At 68.6% G+C, this 15,450-nt stretch carries 17 protein-coding genes; 9 read left to right on the forward strand and 8 right to left on the reverse strand.

The window, feature by feature from the left end:
- Window position 1: 1 nt before the first annotated feature.
- The 3 genes from ACFFII_RS15345 to ACFFII_RS15355 form a co-directional block, all read right to left on the reverse strand.
- On the reverse strand, window positions 2–340 hold the full coding sequence (locus ACFFII_RS15345; protein ID WP_377699743.1) for an STAS domain-containing protein: 339 nt from the start codon (window positions 338–340) through the stop codon (window positions 2–4).
- Window positions 337–1,503, reverse strand: coding sequence for a PP2C family protein-serine/threonine phosphatase (locus tag ACFFII_RS15350; RefSeq protein ID WP_377699744.1), 1,167 nt, complete (start codon window positions 1,501–1,503; stop codon window positions 337–339). The genes ACFFII_RS15345 and ACFFII_RS15350 overlap by 4 nt, the downstream gene beginning before the upstream one ends.
- A gap of 223 nt (window positions 1,504–1,726) precedes the next feature.
- Window positions 1,727–2,284, reverse strand: coding sequence for a DNA-3-methyladenine glycosylase (locus tag ACFFII_RS15355; protein WP_377699745.1), 558 nt, complete (start codon window positions 2,282–2,284; stop codon window positions 1,727–1,729).
- Between the two features lie 237 nt (window positions 2,285–2,521).
- Here ACFFII_RS15355 and ACFFII_RS15360 point away from each other — a divergent pair, with 237 nt between their 5' ends.
- The 3 genes from ACFFII_RS15360 to ACFFII_RS15370 all read left to right on the forward strand — a co-directional run bounded on the left by ACFFII_RS15360 (window position 2,522) and on the right by ACFFII_RS15370 (window position 4,891).
- Window positions 2,522–3,634 (forward strand): zinc-dependent alcohol dehydrogenase, encoded by a 1,113-nt coding sequence (locus ACFFII_RS15360; protein ID WP_377699746.1) that lies wholly within the window; start codon window positions 2,522–2,524, stop codon window positions 3,632–3,634.
- 10 nt (window positions 3,635–3,644) lie between these two features.
- On the forward strand, window positions 3,645–4,175 hold the full coding sequence (locus ACFFII_RS15365; RefSeq protein ID WP_377699747.1) for a hypothetical protein: 531 nt from the start codon (window positions 3,645–3,647) through the stop codon (window positions 4,173–4,175).
- 260 nt (window positions 4,176–4,435) lie between these two features.
- Window positions 4,436–4,891 carry a DUF1236 domain-containing protein gene (locus ACFFII_RS15370; RefSeq protein ID WP_377699748.1) on the forward strand — a complete coding sequence of 152 codons (456 nt, stop codon included), beginning with the start codon at window positions 4,436–4,438 and terminating at the stop codon, window positions 4,889–4,891.
- Between the two features lie 72 nt (window positions 4,892–4,963).
- Here ACFFII_RS15370 and ACFFII_RS15375 read toward each other — a convergent pair whose 3' ends face one another.
- The 3 genes from ACFFII_RS15375 to ACFFII_RS15385 are packed head-to-tail and all read right to left on the reverse strand — an operon-like array spanning window position 4,964 to window position 6,569.
- On the reverse strand, window positions 4,964–5,413 hold the full coding sequence (locus ACFFII_RS15375) for a YaiI/YqxD family protein (RefSeq protein WP_377699749.1): 450 nt from the start codon (window positions 5,411–5,413) through the stop codon (window positions 4,964–4,966).
- A 38-nt stretch (window positions 5,414–5,451) separates the two neighbouring features.
- Complete coding sequence (locus ACFFII_RS15380; RefSeq protein ID WP_377699750.1) at window positions 5,452–5,886, reverse strand: DUF1810 domain-containing protein; 435 nt, start codon at window positions 5,884–5,886, stop codon at window positions 5,452–5,454.
- Between the two features lie 8 nt (window positions 5,887–5,894).
- Window positions 5,895–6,569: an SDR family oxidoreductase gene (locus ACFFII_RS15385; RefSeq protein WP_377699751.1), complete on the reverse strand. Its 675-nt coding sequence runs from the start codon at window positions 6,567–6,569 to the stop codon at window positions 5,895–5,897.
- 144 nt (window positions 6,570–6,713) lie between these two features.
- On the opposite strand from ACFFII_RS15385, the gene ACFFII_RS15390 reads away from it, so the two are divergent.
- Window positions 6,714–7,460, forward strand: coding sequence for a YoaK family protein (locus ACFFII_RS15390; protein WP_377699752.1), 747 nt, complete (start codon window positions 6,714–6,716; stop codon window positions 7,458–7,460).
- 18 nt (window positions 7,461–7,478) lie between these two features.
- Here the strand turns inward: ACFFII_RS15390 and ACFFII_RS15395 are convergent, their stop codons facing one another.
- The gene (locus ACFFII_RS15395) at window positions 7,479–8,594 is read right to left on the reverse strand and encodes a zinc-binding dehydrogenase (protein ID WP_377699753.1); all 1,116 of its coding nucleotides are present in this window, start codon (window positions 8,592–8,594) and stop codon (window positions 7,479–7,481) included.
- A gap of 169 nt (window positions 8,595–8,763) precedes the next feature.
- On the opposite strand from ACFFII_RS15395, the gene ACFFII_RS15400 reads away from it, so the two are divergent.
- The 5 genes from ACFFII_RS15400 to ACFFII_RS15420 all read left to right on the forward strand — a co-directional run bounded on the left by ACFFII_RS15400 (window position 8,764) and on the right by ACFFII_RS15420 (window position 14,705).
- Entirely contained in the window at window positions 8,764–9,867 is a 1,104-nt protein-coding gene (locus tag ACFFII_RS15400; protein WP_377699754.1) for an ABC transporter ATP-binding protein, read from the forward strand.
- 58 nt (window positions 9,868–9,925) lie between these two features.
- Window positions 9,926–10,948 carry a Fe(3+) ABC transporter substrate-binding protein gene (locus ACFFII_RS15405; RefSeq protein WP_377699755.1) on the forward strand — a complete coding sequence of 341 codons (1,023 nt, stop codon included), beginning with the start codon at window positions 9,926–9,928 and terminating at the stop codon, window positions 10,946–10,948.
- Window positions 10,949–10,973: 25 nt separating this feature from the next.
- Window positions 10,974–12,650: an ABC transporter permease gene (locus tag ACFFII_RS15410; protein WP_377699756.1), complete on the forward strand. Its 1,677-nt coding sequence runs from the start codon at window positions 10,974–10,976 to the stop codon at window positions 12,648–12,650.
- Between the two features lie 106 nt (window positions 12,651–12,756).
- Window positions 12,757–13,746: an iron exporter MbfA gene (mbfA, locus tag ACFFII_RS15415; protein WP_377699757.1), complete on the forward strand. Its 990-nt coding sequence runs from the start codon at window positions 12,757–12,759 to the stop codon at window positions 13,744–13,746.
- Between the two features lie 116 nt (window positions 13,747–13,862).
- Window positions 13,863–14,705, forward strand: a complete 843-nt coding sequence (locus ACFFII_RS15420) for an SDR family oxidoreductase (RefSeq protein WP_377699758.1) — start codon at window positions 13,863–13,865, stop codon at window positions 14,703–14,705.
- A gap of 20 nt (window positions 14,706–14,725) precedes the next feature.
- Here ACFFII_RS15420 and ACFFII_RS15425 read toward each other — a convergent pair whose 3' ends face one another.
- On the reverse strand, window positions 14,726–15,445 hold the full coding sequence (locus ACFFII_RS15425) for a sulfate/molybdate ABC transporter ATP-binding protein (RefSeq protein ID WP_377699759.1): 720 nt from the start codon (window positions 15,443–15,445) through the stop codon (window positions 14,726–14,728).
- Between the last annotated feature and the right edge of the window lie 5 nt (window positions 15,446–15,450).

The raw sequence follows: 15,450 nt of genomic DNA on the forward strand, positions 1-15,450 counted from the left end.
GCTATTGCGCCAGATGCAGAACCGCCTCTCGCGGACCGGGGAAAGACTGGAACACGCGTTCCATCCGGGTGATGCGGAACATCTGCGCCACCGCCTCGCCCAGGCCGCAGACCACGACCTCGCCCCGGTTGCCCACGCGCTTGAGCAGCGCCACCAGCGCGCCCAGACCCGACGAATCGACGAAGCTGACATCCGACAGGTCGATGACCAGCCGGCTGTGGCCGCCCTCGATGATCCGGGTCGCCTCGTCGCGGAAGGTCCCGGCCACCGCCGCCGTCAGGCGCGCGCTTTCGGGAGTGATCACGCAAACGCCGCCTTCGTGGAAATCGGTTCGGATCATGGGCGGTCACTCCTTTCCAGAACAAGAACCGTGAGGTCGTCCTCCAGCGGCAGCCCTCCGCGCCAGTCGTCCAGCGAGGAGACGATCGCCCGCGGAAGTTCCGTGGCCTCGCGCGGGCTGCGGTCGCGGATCAGGGCGCAAAGCCGCTCGGACCCGAAATGCACGCCTGCCGAGCTTTCGGCCTCGGTCACGCCGTCCGAGCAGATGACCAGCCGGTCCCCGGGCCGGATGGCGATCTCCTGGTTCTCGAAGGTGGCGCCGGACAGCAGCCCGACCGGCAGCCCGCCGTCGCCGACCAGCGCGGGCCGACCCTCGCCACCGGCCAGAACGGGATGGGGATAGCCGGCCTGGCAGAAGCGCACGGTCCCGCAGCGGGCATCCACGATGCCGCAGAGCATTGCGAAATAGTCGCTGCTGTCCTCGCGGAAGAAGTGGCGGTTGAGGTCCTGGACCAGCAGGGCCGGGTCCGGCCGGTCGCCCGACGAAAGGACCAGCCCCGAGAAATACTCGGGCGTGACCATGTGGCCGATGGCGACCGACATCAGCGCCGCGTGGACGCCATGGCCCGCCACGTCCACCGCGTAGAAGCCCAGCTGGCAGTCGTTCAGGGCGAACCATCCGAACATGTCGCCCGACACATAGGCCGAAGGCTGGAAGGCCGAGGCGAAGCGGAAGCCGCAGATATCGCCGTCCCCGTCCGGCAGCAGGCGCCGCTGGGCCGTGGCCGCCGCGTTCAGGTCGGATTCGATGCGGAACTTGGCCTCTTCCAGCGCGCGGTTGCGTTCCGACAGGACCTGCTCGTGCCGGATCAGGCGGGCGGCGGCGCGCAGGCGGACGGTCATCAGCGCCGTGTCCAGCGGCTTGGTCATGAAATCATCCACGCCCGCTTCCAGCGCGCGGTGGCGTTCCTCGACCTGGTCGTGGCCGGTCAGCATGATGATGTGGATATAACGGCCCAGGTCCATCCGGCGGACCTCGCGGGTCAGCTCGTGCCCGTCCATTCCGGGCATCTCGAGATCGCAGACCAGGATCGAGGCGCCGCTTTCGCGGATCAGCTGCAGGGCCGACAGGCCATTGTCGGCGACCAGCGGCCTGCAGCCCAGGCGGCGCACCACGGCGGCTGCCAGCGTGCGCTGCGTGGCGTCGTCGTCGGCGATCACCACCAACAGTTCCGTGCTGAAATCCCTTGGAGCGCTGTACATGATGGTCAAACTTCGTCCGGAGGCCCGATTGGACCGCCAACCGCACGCGATGGTTGACTGCGCGATATCCGATTCTCTTATGGTTGTATTTCTCGCATGAAGCTTTGGTTCCCCACAAGCGCAGTTCCCTGCGACATCGAGGGCGCAGACTCAGTAAATTCGAGGCTGTCGGCAGGCGGAAAACCTAGCGCGGGAAGGGGCGGCTGAGGCCCTCGGCCCCGGCAAGCCCGAAGCGCCAGGGCAGGTCCTGCGCCTTGCTGATGCCGATGCGGGGGCCTGTCAGCAGCTCGGGCATCGGGGAGGGCAGGGTCAGGGAGAAGCCGGTTCCGTCGAAGGGTGCGCCATCGTCCTCGATGCGGATGCCCAGCGCCTCAGTCAGCCGTCCGGGGCCGCTGCACAGCAGGGGGCTGCCACGCCGCCGCGTCCGCATCATCTCGATGCCCGTGGTCGGGGCAAGGGCGCGGATCAGCACGGCCTCGCCCGGGCCTGCCACCACGTTGAGGCAGAGGTGGATGCCGTAGGAGCGATAGACATAGGCGTGCCCGGGCGGGCCGAACATCGAGGCGTTCCGCCGGGTCGGACCCCGGAAGCTGTGCGAGGCCGGGTCGTCGCGCCCATAGGCCTCGGTTTCGATGATGACCCCGCCTGCGCCCCGGACAAGCAACTCCGCCCCGACCAGCCTGCGGGCGAGCGTCACCGCGTCCAGTCCGGCGATGCGTTCGGCAAGGGGCGTGTCGGGCATGGGGGGCTCCGTGGATTTCGCGGGATCGGGCCGCCTGCGGGGGCCGCGCTGCCCGGGGCGGTCGTCTAGGATCATTCCCCGGCATCTTCAAACAACCGTTGCGCGGACCGGGTCCCGGGCTTTCGGCATTTCGGATGACCCGCGGGAACAACTCCAGCCCGGCGCGGTTGCACGACAGGTCGTTCAGGAGGATCTGCCGTGCTAGCTGCCGATTACAGGGGCCCCGGCCGTGTGCGGGTGAGTTCGAAGCCCGATCCGGTCATCCAGCATCCACGCGATGCCATCGTGCGCGTCACCCGCTCGTGCATCTGCGGGTCGGACCTGCATCTTTACCATGGCCTCGTGCCGGACACGCGGGTCGGCATGACCTTCGGCCACGAGTTCTGCGGCATCGTCGAGGAGGTCGGCCCGGAGGTGCAGAACCTCAAGCCGGGCGACCACGTGCTGGTGCCCTTCAACATCGCCTGTGGCCAGTGCCATTTCTGCAAGCAGGGCCTGTTCGGCAACTGCCATGAATCCAACCCTCAGGCCACGGCCGTGGGCGGCATCTTCGGTTATTCGCACACGGCAGGCGGCTATGACGGGGGGCAGGCGGAATATGTCCGCGTGCCCTATGCCGACGTGGGACCCACGCTGATCCCCGACTGGATGGACCCCGACGACGCCGTGCTGCTGACCGACGTGGTGCCGACCGGCTACCAGGCGGCCGAGATGGGCGGCATCCAGATGGGCGACACCGTGGTCGTCTTCGGCGCGGGGCCGGTGGGCATCATGGCCGCGCGCTGCGCCTGGCTGTTCGGCGCAGGCCGCGTCATCGTCATCGACCGCGAGGAATACCGTCTGGATTTCGCGCGCCGCTATTGCCCGGCCGAGGTCTACAACTTCGAGGAAATCGAGGACATGGCGGTCTTCATCAAGAAGCTGACCGACCATCTCGGCGCCGATGTCTGCATTGATGCCGTTGGGGGCGATGCCTCGGGCAGCGCCATCCGCACGCTGCTGGGCAAGAAGCTCAAGCTCGAGGCGGGATCGTCCATCCCGCTGCACTGGGCCATCAACTCGGTGAAAAAGGGCGGGATCGTGTCCATCGTGGGCGTCTACGGCCCCACCGGAAACATGATCCCCATCGGCAACGTGCTGAACAAGGGCCTGACGGTCCGCGCCAACCAGGCCTCGGTCAAGCGGCTGCTGCCGCGCCTGATTGAGCATGTCCGCGAAGGGCGCATCAACCCGAAGGAGCTGATCACCCACCGCGTGCCGCTCGAGGACGTGGGGGACGCTTATCACATGTTCTCGGCCAAGCTGGACGAGTGCATCAAGCCGGTCCTTTACCCGAACCGCGGCCGCTAGGAGGATGACGATGGAACAGCAGAACTCTTCCCAAAGGATCGACCCGGCCACGGTGAACGGATGGGGCGTCGATGCCGACCCCCGCAACGATCCGACCTATCCGATGCGCGACCGTTCCGCCGACACCGAGACGGGGATGACCTGGGAACCGCCGCCGGCGCAGAGGTCCGATGTCGAGGTCCTGCAGTCGGTCGAATACAAGCGCAGGCCGGCGGTCTTCGGCACCTCCTCGCCACCCTCGGGGATCAGCGGCATGGTCCGGCGCTCGGCCTTTGCCTACAGCGAATCCGACTGGCGGCACTGGCTGATGCTGCTGGGCGCGGACCGCATCAACATGGTCGAGGGGTTGGTCGAGGACTTCGCCCGGGGCCGTGTCCCGAACGTTCCGGGCGAGATGGGGATGCGCGCCGAATGGCGTCACAACAAGGACGGCCTGATCCAGAAGGTGGCCATTGCCACGACCGTGACGCTGGTCGCGGCGGCCCTGCTGGGGCGGCGGCGCAGCCACGACCGCTATCGCCCGCGCCGGGCCATCCGCTGACATCCTGAAAGCGTTTCCAGTGGAACGGAGGGCCTTTGCCTTTGCGGCGGAGGCCCATTTTCGCATTTCTTCCCGGTAAGACTTCTTGCGAATTGCAGGCATCTCTGGAAATCAACTTCGACGCGAAACTCATTGCTGCGATCGGCTATTGGATGCCGGTGCGGTTCCTGTTCTCAGGAAATTGCCGAGGGCCAAGGGCAGGTGGAACCGAAAGGCAATCGGCGGAATTGTCTGACAGATCGTCAATACGGAGATCAGAAATGAAATCGATCCTGACCGCCACCTCCCTCGGTGCCGCGCTGATTGCCGGCACGGCCTTCGCCCAGACCACCGTTGTCACCGAAACCACCCCCACGGTGACCGAGGTCCAGACCGACGCCCCCACCACCGGCGGCGGCGCGACGGGCGGCGCGGCTTCGGGCGCGATCGCCGGTGCGGCCGTCGGTGGACCGGTCGGTGCGGCCGTGGGCGCCGTTGCGGGCGCCGTCATCGGCGATGTCAGCGAGGATGCCCTGACCCCCGAGACCCGCACCTACGTGCTGGAACACAAGACTGAATCCGTGGTGATCGACGGCGATGTCGCGGTCGGGACGGCGGTGCCGGAAGCGGTGCAGATCCAGACCATCCCGGACGCCCAGTACGGTTATGTCTATGTGCAGGACCGCCCGGTGCTGGTGGACCCGCAGAACCGCCAGATCGTCCACATCTACGAGTGATCTGCCCTTCACGGGATTGGAACAGGCCGGCCATCGTGCCGGCCTGTTGCCGTTTCACCGGGAAACGTGATGTCACCCGGCGGAAATCCGCCTTGCGGCCCTTTCCAGCGCATCCAGGAAACGCGACCGGTCCGCTTTCGTGAATCCGCGCCCGCCGCCCTGCCGGAACGGATCGGCGGAACGCAGGTCGGCCATCAGGTCGCGGGTCGCTAGGACATTGCCGATGTTCTCGGCCGTCAGCGCCTCGCCATTATGCTTGAGGACCTGCGCCCCGGAGGCCACGCATTTCGCCGCCAGCGGAATGTCCCCGGTGATCACCACGTCCCCCGGACCCGCGCGTTCCGCGATCCACTTGTCGGCCTCGTCCGGCCCTTCGGGCACGATCACCGTTTCCAGCAGGGGATTGGCCGAGGGCCGGATCCCGCCGTTCGACACGACAAGGACGCGCAGCCGATGCCGCGTGGCGACGCGCTCGACCTCGGCCTTCACCGGGCAGGTATCGGCATCGACGTAGATCGGCATGAAACGGCTCCTTTCGCGCGGGCGGACCGGGGGCGCGCTCAGCCCAGCCGCTCGGCCGTGCGGCGGCAGGGGCGGGCGTCGAAGAACTCGGCCAGTACGCGGTCGAAGACGTCCGGGGCGCCGTCCACGGCCCCGAACAGCGTGGCCGAGGAGCGCAGCTTGCCCGCATCGACCGGGCCCATGATCGCCTCGGCGGGCGTCCCCCGATGCGTCAGGACCGCTCCCGCGCATTCCACCAGCCGCGGCCCCAGGACCGGATGCGCCAGGTAGCGCGTGGCTTCGTCCAGATCGGCGATTCCGTAGAAATGGGACATCTCGGATCGTCCGAGGCCCCGCAGTTGCGGGAAGATGAACCACATCCAGTGGCTCTGCTTGCGGCCCTGCCGCAGTTCGGACAGGGCGACGGGATAGCTGTCCTGCTGCGCCGCGACGAAGCGGTCGAGCGTCAGGGGGGCGACGGAAAGGCGGGCCATGTCCGTCCTCAGCGCGGCATCAGGAAGACTTCGCGCACGGCCGCGTGGTCCCCGGCTTCCAGCGCGTAAAGGGCGGCGCCGGCAACCTCGTCGGGGCGGATCGCCTTGGGCTTGGCCTCGTCGAAGAACTCGGTGTCCACCATGCCCGGCGCGATGACGGTGCAGCGCCCGCCCCATTCGCGCATCTCCTCGGCCAGGTTGCCCCCGTAGCCGTGGACGAACCACTTGGACGCGCCATAGACCGAGCCCTTGATGTGGATGCGCCCCGCCGCCGATCCGGTCAGCAGCAGGTGCCCCTGCGTTTCCTTCAGAAAGGGCAGGGCGGCCTTGGCGGTGAACAGCAGGCCCAGGATGTTGATGCGGATCATGTCCTGCCATTCGTCCACCTCGCCCCACTCGGTTCCCGGCGCATCGAGGCCGCGCCCCGCGTTGGCGAAGGCCGCGTGAAGGGGGCCGAAGGCATCCGTCATCCGCTGCAGCGCCGCCTGCTGGTCGGCCATCTGCGTGACGTCGCCGGGCAGGGCCAGCGCGTTGTCGGCGCCCAGTTCCCTGACCAGGTCGCGCAGGCGGTCCTCGCGCCGGGCGAACAGGCCCACGCGCCAGCCGCGCGCTACCGCCATCCGGGCGGTGGCCGCGCCGATGCCGCTGGACGCGCCTGTGATGAACAGGGTCTTGCCGGTCATGGGGGCGTCCTTCGGGTCAGGGCAATGTTCGGGGTTCGTCACGCGAGCCTACGCCGCCCATATTCCGCAGGCAACGCCGCTTGCCGTCCTGGCCGGCATGGTCCTAGTCTGGCCCCGAGTTTCCAGAGGGACGTGCCTGCCGCCGTGAGCGCCCGAAGACGCATCCTGCGACCGGTCGCCTCGGCACGGCTGCTGACGGGGCACCGCCGGTCGCACGGGACCGACCTCGTGCTGGCGACGGTGCTGGCCGCAGTTGCGGGCGCCTCGAACGCGGGCGGCTTCTTTGCGCTGGGCGCCTATACCTCGCACATGACGGGCTACCTGTCGCAGCTGGCGGACAACCTCGTGGCGGGGCAGCTGTGGATGGCGCTGATCGCGACGCTGGCCATCGGCGCCTTCGTGGCGGGCGCGGGTTTCAGCACCGTCCTGATCAACTGGGCCCGCCTGCGCCGGGCGCGGCGGCAATATGCCCTGCCCATTGCCGTGCAGGGCGCGTTCCTCGCCTGCTTTGCAGGCGGGGGTATCTTCGCCTCGGAACCGGGGCGCGTCTTTTCGCTGGCCTGCCTGTGCTTCATCATGGGGATGCAGAACGCGACGATCACCAAGATCTCGGGCGCGCGCATCCGCACGACCCACGCGACCGGCATGATCACCGACATCGGCATCGAGCTGGGACGCGAGATTTCCGGCCGCGCCTTTCCCGCTCGCCCCATCGCCGCCGACCGCAGGAAGCTGATGATCCACCTGCGGCTGGTCGGAGCATTCCTAGGCGGCGGGCTGGTGGGCGCGCTGGGCTTTTCCCGGCTGGGCTTCGTCTTTGCCCTTCCCCTGTCCGCCGTCCTGCTGGCCCTGTCGCTGCCTGCCTTGCTGGGTTCGCAGGGCAGGCGCTAGGCCCGACGCTTCGCGCGTTCAGGGCACGAGCAGGTATTTCTCGCCCGTGGCCTTTTTCTGGTAGGCCATCGCGACCTCGGGCTTCAGCGCCTCGGCCAGGCTGATCGTCGCGGTGTAGTGGCTGGCGAAGGTGGTGGTCATCTCGGCCGCCACCCGCTCGCGCATCCGCTGCACGACGGCCGGGTCCAGCCGCCCCAGCGCGTTGAACAGAAGCCAGCCGCCGATCCCCCAGGTGAAGCCGAAGCCGCGTTTGAGGATCGTGGGGCCGGTGTCCAGCGCCCCGTAGATATAGACCTGCTTCATCGTCGAGGAGCCGTAGCGGTTGTAGCTGTCAAGGCTGCGCGCGGCCACGGCCTCCATCGCGTTCAGGATGATGCTGGTCATCTCGCCGCCGCCGATGGCGTCGAAGGCCAGCGTCGCGCCGGTGGCGGCAATGGCCTCCTCGAGCTTGCTGCGGAAGTCGGGCTCGCTGCTGTCGAGGACATGGGTCGCGCCGAGGCCGCGCAGAAGCTCGGCCTGCGCGGGGCTGCGGACGATGTTCACCAGCCCGATCCCGTCGGCCTTGCAGATCCGCACCAGCATCTGCCCGAGGTTCGAGGCGGCGGGCACGTGGACGATGGCCTTGTGCCCCTCGGTGCGCATCGTCTCGACGAAGCCCAGCGCCGTGAGCGGGTTGACGAACAGTGCCGCGCCTTCGGCGGCGCCTGCGCCCTCGGGCAGGACGATGCAGGCCTCGGGGCGGATTAGCCGCAGCTCGGCATACATGGCGCCGCCGATCATGGCGACGCGCCGGCCCACCAGGTCCTGCAGGTCGGGGCCGGCGGCGATCACGGTGCCCGCGCCCTCGTTGCCGACCGGCATGGACTGATCCAGCCGGGCGCGGATGGCCGGCAGCAATTGCTGCGGAACCTGCGCGGTCAGGACAGGCGCCTCTGCGGTGCCCTCGGCCTTCAGTGTCGCCATGTCGGCAGGCCCGAACAGAAGCCCCAGGTCCGAGGGGTTGATCGGCGCCGCTTCGACCCGGACCAGCAACTCGCCCGGGCCGGGGTCGGGAACCGTGACACGTTCCAGGTTGATCCTCAGCGTGCCGTCCGCCGTGACGGTCGATCTCAGTTCAAGGCTGCTGTGCGCCATGTTGTCCTCGCATTCTGCCCTGTGGTCGTCAGGTCCGCATGGGACCGGGCCTGCGCACGAATGTCCAGCCTGCCGCAATCCCGAGAGAAACACTGGAGAGCGCCCGCCCGGCAGCATAGATAGCCCACCAAGGCCCCCGCCGGGGCGCGAAAGCAGGGAATTCCGACCCATGTCCGTGAGCCAGCCCGCATTTCTTGACCTTGAAGGGGTGTCGCGCCGCTTCGGCGACCGGGTCGTGCTGTCGGACGTGACGCTGGCCATCCCGCCGGGGCGGATCACCTGCCTTCTGGGAGAATCCGGCTGCGGGAAATCGACGCTGCTCAGGATCATCTCAGGCGTGGACCGCCCGGACGGCGGCCGCATCCGGATGAGCGGGACCGAGATCGTCGGCCCCGACCGGTTCGTCCAGCCGGAAAGCCGCCGGATCGGCTTCATGTTTCAGGATTATGCGCTGTTCCCCCATCTCAGCGTGGCCGAGAACCTGGCCTTCGGCCTGCGCCACCTGCCGAAAGCCGCCCAGCGCGACCGCGTGGCCGAGGTGGCCGGGCGGATCGGCATCGCCCACCTGATCGACCGCTATCCCCATTCCCTGTCCGGCGGCGAGCAGCAGCGCGTGGCCCTGGCCCGGGCGCTGGCCCCGCAGCCCGCCATCCTGCTGATGGACGAGCCCTTCTCGAACCTCGACCAGGGGCTGCGCGAAAGGGTGCGTCGCGAAACGCTGTCCACCCTGCGCCGGATCGGCACCACCGCCATCATCGTCACCCATGACCCGCAGGAGGCCTTGGCCGTGGGCGACCTGATCGTCCTGATGCGCGGGGGCCGGATCGAGCAGATGGGTACCCCCTTCGAGATCTACGACCGCCCCGCCTCGCCCTATGCGGCCGAGTTCATGGGGCCCTGCAACCGCCTGACGGGGATCTTCAGCAGGGGGCGGATCGAGACGCCCATCGGCACCTTCCCCGCCGATCTCGACCTGCCGGACGGCGCGCTCGCGCTGGCCTGCATCCGCCCCCAGGCGCTGTCGATCGGGCCGGACGGGCACGGCATCTCGGCCCGCGTCATGGCCAAGACCTTCATGGGCGAAAGCGAGCAGATCGACATCATGGTGCACCCACTGGCCGAGACGCTGCGGATGCATTCCCATGTCCGCATCCCCATGGCTGTCGGCGAGAAGGTCAGCCTGCAGCTGAACGGTGCCGAGATCCACGTCTTTGCCGACGACGGACTGGGGGCGAATGGCCGGGGAACAAACCCGAGAGAAACTATAGACTAACTGCCGCAGGCTGCTGTATGAGCCTGCCCGAGGTTTCTCCACAGGGGTTAAGGTCATCATGAAAGCCGACACGACCGTCATGCGCGCGTTTCTGGCAGGCGCCGCCATCTTCACGGGCGCGAGCGTTTCCGCCCAGGAACTGAACCTTTACACCTCGCGCGAGCCGGGACTGGTCGAGCCGTTGCTGCAGGCCTTCACCGAGGACACCGGGATCAAGGTCAACACGGTCTTCCTGAAGGACGGCCTGGTCGAGCGCCTTGCGTCGGAAGGCGAAAGCTCGCCCGCCGACGTGCTGATGGCGGTGGACGCCGGCAACCTTGTCGATCTGGTGGAACGCGGCCTGACCCAACCGGTCGAGTCCGAGGCTCTGGCCGCCGCCATTCCGGAAAACCTGCGCGACCCGGGCAACCAGTGGTTCCCCCTGTCGATGCGCGCGCGCGTCGTCTATGCGGCCAAGGATCTGGAGCTTGACTCCATCACCTACGAGGATCTGGCGGACCCTGAATGGAAGGGGCGCATCTGCATCCGCTCGGGCCAGCATCCCTACAACACGGCGCTGTTCTCGGCCTTCATGACCCATCACGACGCGGCGCAAACCGAGGAATGGCTGACCGGCCTCAAGGCGAACCTTGCCCGCAAGGCGGGCGGCGGCGACCGCGACGGCGCCAAGGACATCCTGGGCGGCATCTGCGACATCGCCATTGCGAACTCCTACTACGTGGGGCTGATGCGCTCGGGCAAGGGCGGGGACGAACAGAAGGCCTGGGGCGAGGCGATCAAGGTGATCCTGCCGACCTTCGAGGACGGCGGCACCCATGTGAACGTCAGCGGCGCGGCCGTGGCGAAGAACGCCCCCAACCGCGACGAGGCGGTGCGGCTGCTGGAATTCCTCGTCTCGGACGAGGCGCAGAAGATCTATGGCGAGGCGAACTATGAATATCCGGTGAAGGCCGCCGCCGCCATCGACCCGATCATCGCCTCTTTCGGGGAACTGAAGGTGGATCCCCTGCCGCTGACCGAGATCGTGAAGAACCGCAAGCAGGTCAGCGAACTGGTTGACCGCGTCGGCTTCGACAACTGATCGTGGGCCGGGGTCCGGCGGCAGCATGGCCTGGGTGACGGACCGCGCAAGGCCCGCCCGGACCCTCGGCTTCGGCGGAGGGGCCTGGATCGCGGCCAGCCTGCTGGTCGCGGGGCTGGTCCTGATCCCCGTGCTGGCCCTGCTGTGGCAGGCCGCGCAGGGGTCCGAGGGACTATGGTCGCATCTTTCGCAGCACGTCCTGCCCCACGCGCTGGGGCAGACGGGCATCCTGATGGGCGGCGTCGGGGTGCTGACGGCGGTGATCGGCACCTCTGCCGCCTGGCTGGTGACGGCCTATGACTTCCCGGGGCGGCGCGTCCTGGAATGGGCGCTGCTGCTGCCGCTGGCGGTGCCGACCTATATCGTGGCCTATGCCTATCTGGACCTGCTGCACCCGCTGGGGCCGTTCCAGACGCTGGTCCGCGCGATCCTCGGCTATGACAGCCCGCGACAGTTCCGCCTGCCCGACATCCGCTCGATGCCGGGGGCGATCCTGCTGCTGAGCCTTGTCCTTTACCCCTACGTCTACCTGCCCACGCGGGCCATGTTCATGACCCAGGCCGCGAACCTGGTCGAGGTCGCCCGCACCCTTGGCACCAGCGGTCGGCAGGTCTTTGGCCGCGTGGCCCTGCCGCTTGCCCGCCCCGCCATCGCAGTCGGCGTCAGCCTGGCGCTGATGGAAACGCTGAACGACATCGGCGCGTCCGAGTTCCTGGGCGTGCGGTCGCTGACGATCTCGGTCTACACGACCTGGGTGACGCGGTCCGACCTGCCGGGTGCGGCCCAGATCGCCTTGGCGATGCTGCTGCTGGTCGTGGCGCTGGTCTCGCTGGAACGCTGGGCGCGCAGGCGGCAGCGATATTCGGTCAGCGGCCAGCGCGCCCGCAGCTTCGCGCGCGAGCCCCTGCCGAGGGCGCAGGGCCTTGCCGCACTGGCCTTGGGCTTCCTGCCGGTGTTCTTCGGCTTCCTGCTGCCTGCGCTCTATCTTGCCGCCGAGGCTTGGACGCGCTTCCAGTTCGCGGGCCTGTCCGACCGCCTGCTGGCCGAGGCGCGCAACACCTTTGTCCTGTCGGCGCTGGCGACGGTCGCGGTGCTGGCCTGCGGGCTTGTCGTTGCCTGTGCCGCCCGCGTCTTTCCGCAGCGGGGGATGCAGCTTGTCCATCGTGTGGCCTCGATCGGCTACGCGATGCCGGGCACGATCCTGGCGTTGGGCATCCTGATCGCCGCGGCGGGTCTGGACCGTTGGATCGGCCAGGCGGGTCGCGCGCTGTTCGGCGTCGATCCGGGACTGGTCCTGATCGGCTCGGGGCTGGCCTTGGGCTATGCCTATCTCGCGCGCTTCCTTGCCATCTCCATCGGTTCGGTCGAGGCGGGGCTGACGCGTATCCCGCGCAGCTACGACCAGTCCGCGCGGACGCTGGGACAGGGCGTGACGGGGATGCTGCGCCATGTCCACCTGCCGCTGTCCCGGCCCGCGCTGGCCGCCGCCGGGCTGCTGGTCTTCGTGGATTGCATGAAGGAGCTGCCCGCGACCCTGCTGCTGCGGCCCCTGAACTTCGAGACGCTGGCGACCCATCTTTACGGCGAGGCCGCGCGCGGCACCTACGAGGAAGCCGCCATCGCCGCCTGGGCCATCGTCCTTGTGGGCATCCTGCCGGTCATCCTGCTGGCGCGCGTGGGGCCCGGCGCCTCGCGCGGGTGATGCGATTCCGGGACGGCTGGAAGGAACGCGCGGGCCCGGCTAAACCGGAGACAACTGCGCCCGGTCGGGTCCGGCCCGCCCCGCGCCCTTGCCGCCGAGGTGACGGATGCCGCGACTTTCGATCCCGGGTTTCAACGGCCGCCGCGCCTTCGCGGATCTGGACGAGCAGGAAATCCTCGCCCTTGCGATCTCGTCCGAGGAGGAGGACGGCCGCATCTATGCCACCTATGCCGCCAACCTGCGCGAGGCCTATCCCGCCACGGCCGCCGTCTTCCAGGGCATGGCCGCCGAGGAGGACGTGCACCGCCGCCGCCTGATCGATGTCTATCGCCGCCGGTTCGGCGAGACGATCCTGCCCATCCGGCGCGAGCATGTGCGCGACTTCTACAGCCGCCGCCCGGTCTGGCTGGTCCGCAACCTGCCGCTGGACCGCATCCGCGAGGAGGCCGCCTCGATGGAGCGCGAGGCGCAGGCCTTCTATGCCCGCGCGGCGTCCCTCACAACGGATGCCGAGACCCGCCGCCTGCTGGGCGACCTTGCCGCCGCCGAAGGTCGGCACGAGGAAAGCGCGGCCGCCCTGGCCGAGCAGCACCTGGGCGAGGGCCGGGGCGACGTCGAGGACGAGGCCGCGCGGCGGCAGTTCCTGCTGACATGGGTGCAGCCAGGGCTGGCGGGGCTGATGGACGGCTCGGTGTCCACGCTGGCGCCGATCTTCGCCACGGCCTTCGCCACGCAGGACCCCTGGACCACCTTCCTTGTCGGCCTGTCGGCCTCGGTAGGCGCAGGCATCTCGATGGGCTTCACCGAGGCCGCGCATGACGACGGCAGGCTCTCGGGCCGGGGCGCGCCCTGGAAGCGGGGGCTCGCCTCGGGGGTGATGACGGCGCTGGGGGGATTGGGGCACGCGCTGCCCTATCTGATCCCCAGTTTCTGGACCGCCACCGCGATCGCGCTGATCGTCGTCTTCGTCGAACTGTGGGCCATCGTCTGGATCCAGAACCGCTTCATGGAAACGCCCTTCTTCCGCGCCACCTTCCAGGTCGTTCTGGGCGGGGCGCTGGTGCTGGCGGCGGGCGTCCTGATCGGCGGGGCCTGACGACGCGCCTCATTGCGCCGGCGCAATGCGCAGGGCTGCGGAACATGGCACCCCTCGGGCAGGTTGGCGAAGGGGCGCAGCGCGCCTCGCAAGACACCGCCCAACAGGAGGATGACATGACCAAGAGCGTTCTGATCACGGGTGCCCGATCCGGCATGGGGCTGGCGACGGCCCTGATGCTGGCCGAAAACGGCTATCGGGTCTTTGCCGGCGTCCGGGGGGACAGCGCCGAGCTTGACGAGGCCAGGGCGCGCGGGCTGGACATCACGTCCGTCATGCTGGACGTGCAGGACACCGCCTCGATCCGCGCCGCCGTGGCGCAGGTAGTGGATCAGGCGGGCGGCATCGACGTGCTGGTCAACAACGCGGGCTTCGGCCTGCTGGCGACGGTCGAGGACGGCACCGACGAGGAAATCTTCAAGCAGTTCGACGTGAACGTGCTGGGCCTGATCCGCATGACGCGCGAGGTCCTGCCGCACATGCGCCGGGCAGGCGGCGGGGTCATCATCAACATCTCGTCCTTCCTGGGCCGCATGGGGCTGCCGCTGCTGGCGCATTACAACGCCAGCAAATACGCGGTCGAAGGGCTGACGGATTCGCTGCGCTTCGAGGTGGGGCCCTTCGGCATCCGCGTGCATTCGATCCTCGCCGGGCTGTTCGGGACGAACTTCGTCAAGAAGGGGCTGGTCGCCAATGCCGCGACCACGGCCGAGGCCTCGCCCTACCGCGAGCTTGTCGCGCATTTCGTCCCGGTCGTGGCCAAGGCCATCAACGAGGGGCCCTCGCCCGAACCGATCGCCCGCGCCGTCAGGGACATCATCGAGAACCCGGACAGCGACATCGCCGTCATGGTCGGGACCGAGGCCGAGCAGTTCGTCCCCCTGCGCCGCAGCCTGTCCGACAAGGAGTTCGAGGCGAAGGTCATCGGGACCTTCGGCCTGCCCCCTGCCAAGGCATAGGCCGGCCGGCGCCCCGCCGCTCAGCCCGCGATGAAGTCGCGCACGAAAGCGGTGGCGGGGCGGGTGCGGATATCCTGCGGACGGCCGATCTGCTCGATCCGGCCCATGGACATGACGACCACGAGGTCGGCCAGCTCCATCGCCTCGTCCTGGTCGTGGGTCACGAAAACCGTGGTCAGGCCGGTGGTGTCGTGGATCTCGCGCAGGCCCTGGCGCAGTTCCTTGCGGACCTTGGCATCCAGCGCGCCGAAGGGTTCGTCCAGCAGCAGCATCCGCGGCTCGATCGCCAATGCGCGGGCCAGGGCCACGCGCTGGCGCTGGCCGCCCGAAAGCTGGCTGGGATAGCGGTCGGCGATCTGGGGCAGCTGGATCAGGTCCAGCAGCTTGGTCACGCGCCGCGCGATCTCGGCCTTGGACGGGCGGCTCGCGCGCGGGCGGGCGTTCAGGCCATAGGCAATGTTGTCAAAGACCGTCATGTGCCGGAACAGCGCGTAGGACTGGAAGACGAAGCCCGCGCGGCGTTCCTGCACGGTCATGCCGGTCGCGTCATGGCCGTCGAACAGCACCCGCCCCGAGGTCGGGTATTCCAAGCCCCCGAGGATGCGCAGCAGCGTCGTCTTGCCCGACCCGGACGGCCCCAGCAGCGCGACAAGCGCGCCGCCGGGGATCGACAGCGACACCGGATGCAGCGCCGCGGTCGTTCCGAACAGCTTCGAGATTTCGTCGATCTGGATGACCATGATCG

Source organism: Paracoccus niistensis, from assembly GCF_042432925.1.
In the GTDB taxonomy this organism is placed as follows: Bacteria; Pseudomonadota; Alphaproteobacteria; order Rhodobacterales; family Rhodobacteraceae; genus Paracoccus; species Paracoccus niistensis.

Excerpts from the sequence above, each read along its gene's own strand:
- ACFFII_RS15400 (WP_377699754.1), top strand. The coding sequence starts at position 8,764 with ATGTCCGTGAGCCAGCCCGCATTTCTTGACCTTGAAGGGGTGTCGCGC.
- ACFFII_RS15385 (WP_377699751.1), bottom strand. The coding sequence starts at position 6,569 with ATGACCGGCAAGACCCTGTTCATCACAGGCGCGTCCAGCGGCATCGGC.
- ACFFII_RS15405 (WP_377699755.1), top strand. The coding sequence starts at position 9,926 with ATGAAAGCCGACACGACCGTCATGCGCGCGTTTCTGGCAGGCGCCGCC.
- ACFFII_RS15365 (WP_377699747.1), top strand. The coding sequence starts at position 3,645 with ATGGAACAGCAGAACTCTTCCCAAAGGATCGACCCGGCCACGGTGAAC.
- mbfA (WP_377699757.1), top strand. The coding sequence starts at position 12,757 with ATGCCGCGACTTTCGATCCCGGGTTTCAACGGCCGCCGCGCCTTCGCG.
- ACFFII_RS15395 (WP_377699753.1), bottom strand. The coding sequence starts at position 8,594 with ATGGCGCACAGCAGCCTTGAACTGAGATCGACCGTCACGGCGGACGGC.
- ACFFII_RS15370 (WP_377699748.1), top strand. The coding sequence starts at position 4,436 with ATGAAATCGATCCTGACCGCCACCTCCCTCGGTGCCGCGCTGATTGCC.
- ACFFII_RS15345 (WP_377699743.1), bottom strand. The coding sequence starts at position 340 with ATGATCCGAACCGATTTCCACGAAGGCGGCGTTTGCGTGATCACTCCC.
- ACFFII_RS15425 (WP_377699759.1), bottom strand. The coding sequence starts at position 15,445 with ATGGTCATCCAGATCGACGAAATCTCGAAGCTGTTCGGAACGACCGCG.
- ACFFII_RS15380 (WP_377699750.1), bottom strand. The coding sequence starts at position 5,886 with ATGGCCCGCCTTTCCGTCGCCCCCCTGACGCTCGACCGCTTCGTCGCG.
- ACFFII_RS15420 (WP_377699758.1), top strand. The coding sequence starts at position 13,863 with ATGACCAAGAGCGTTCTGATCACGGGTGCCCGATCCGGCATGGGGCTG.
- ACFFII_RS15410 (WP_377699756.1), top strand. The coding sequence starts at position 10,974 with ATGGCCTGGGTGACGGACCGCGCAAGGCCCGCCCGGACCCTCGGCTTC.
- ACFFII_RS15355 (WP_377699745.1), bottom strand. The coding sequence starts at position 2,284 with ATGCCCGACACGCCCCTTGCCGAACGCATCGCCGGACTGGACGCGGTG.
- ACFFII_RS15375 (WP_377699749.1), bottom strand. The coding sequence starts at position 5,413 with ATGCCGATCTACGTCGATGCCGATACCTGCCCGGTGAAGGCCGAGGTC.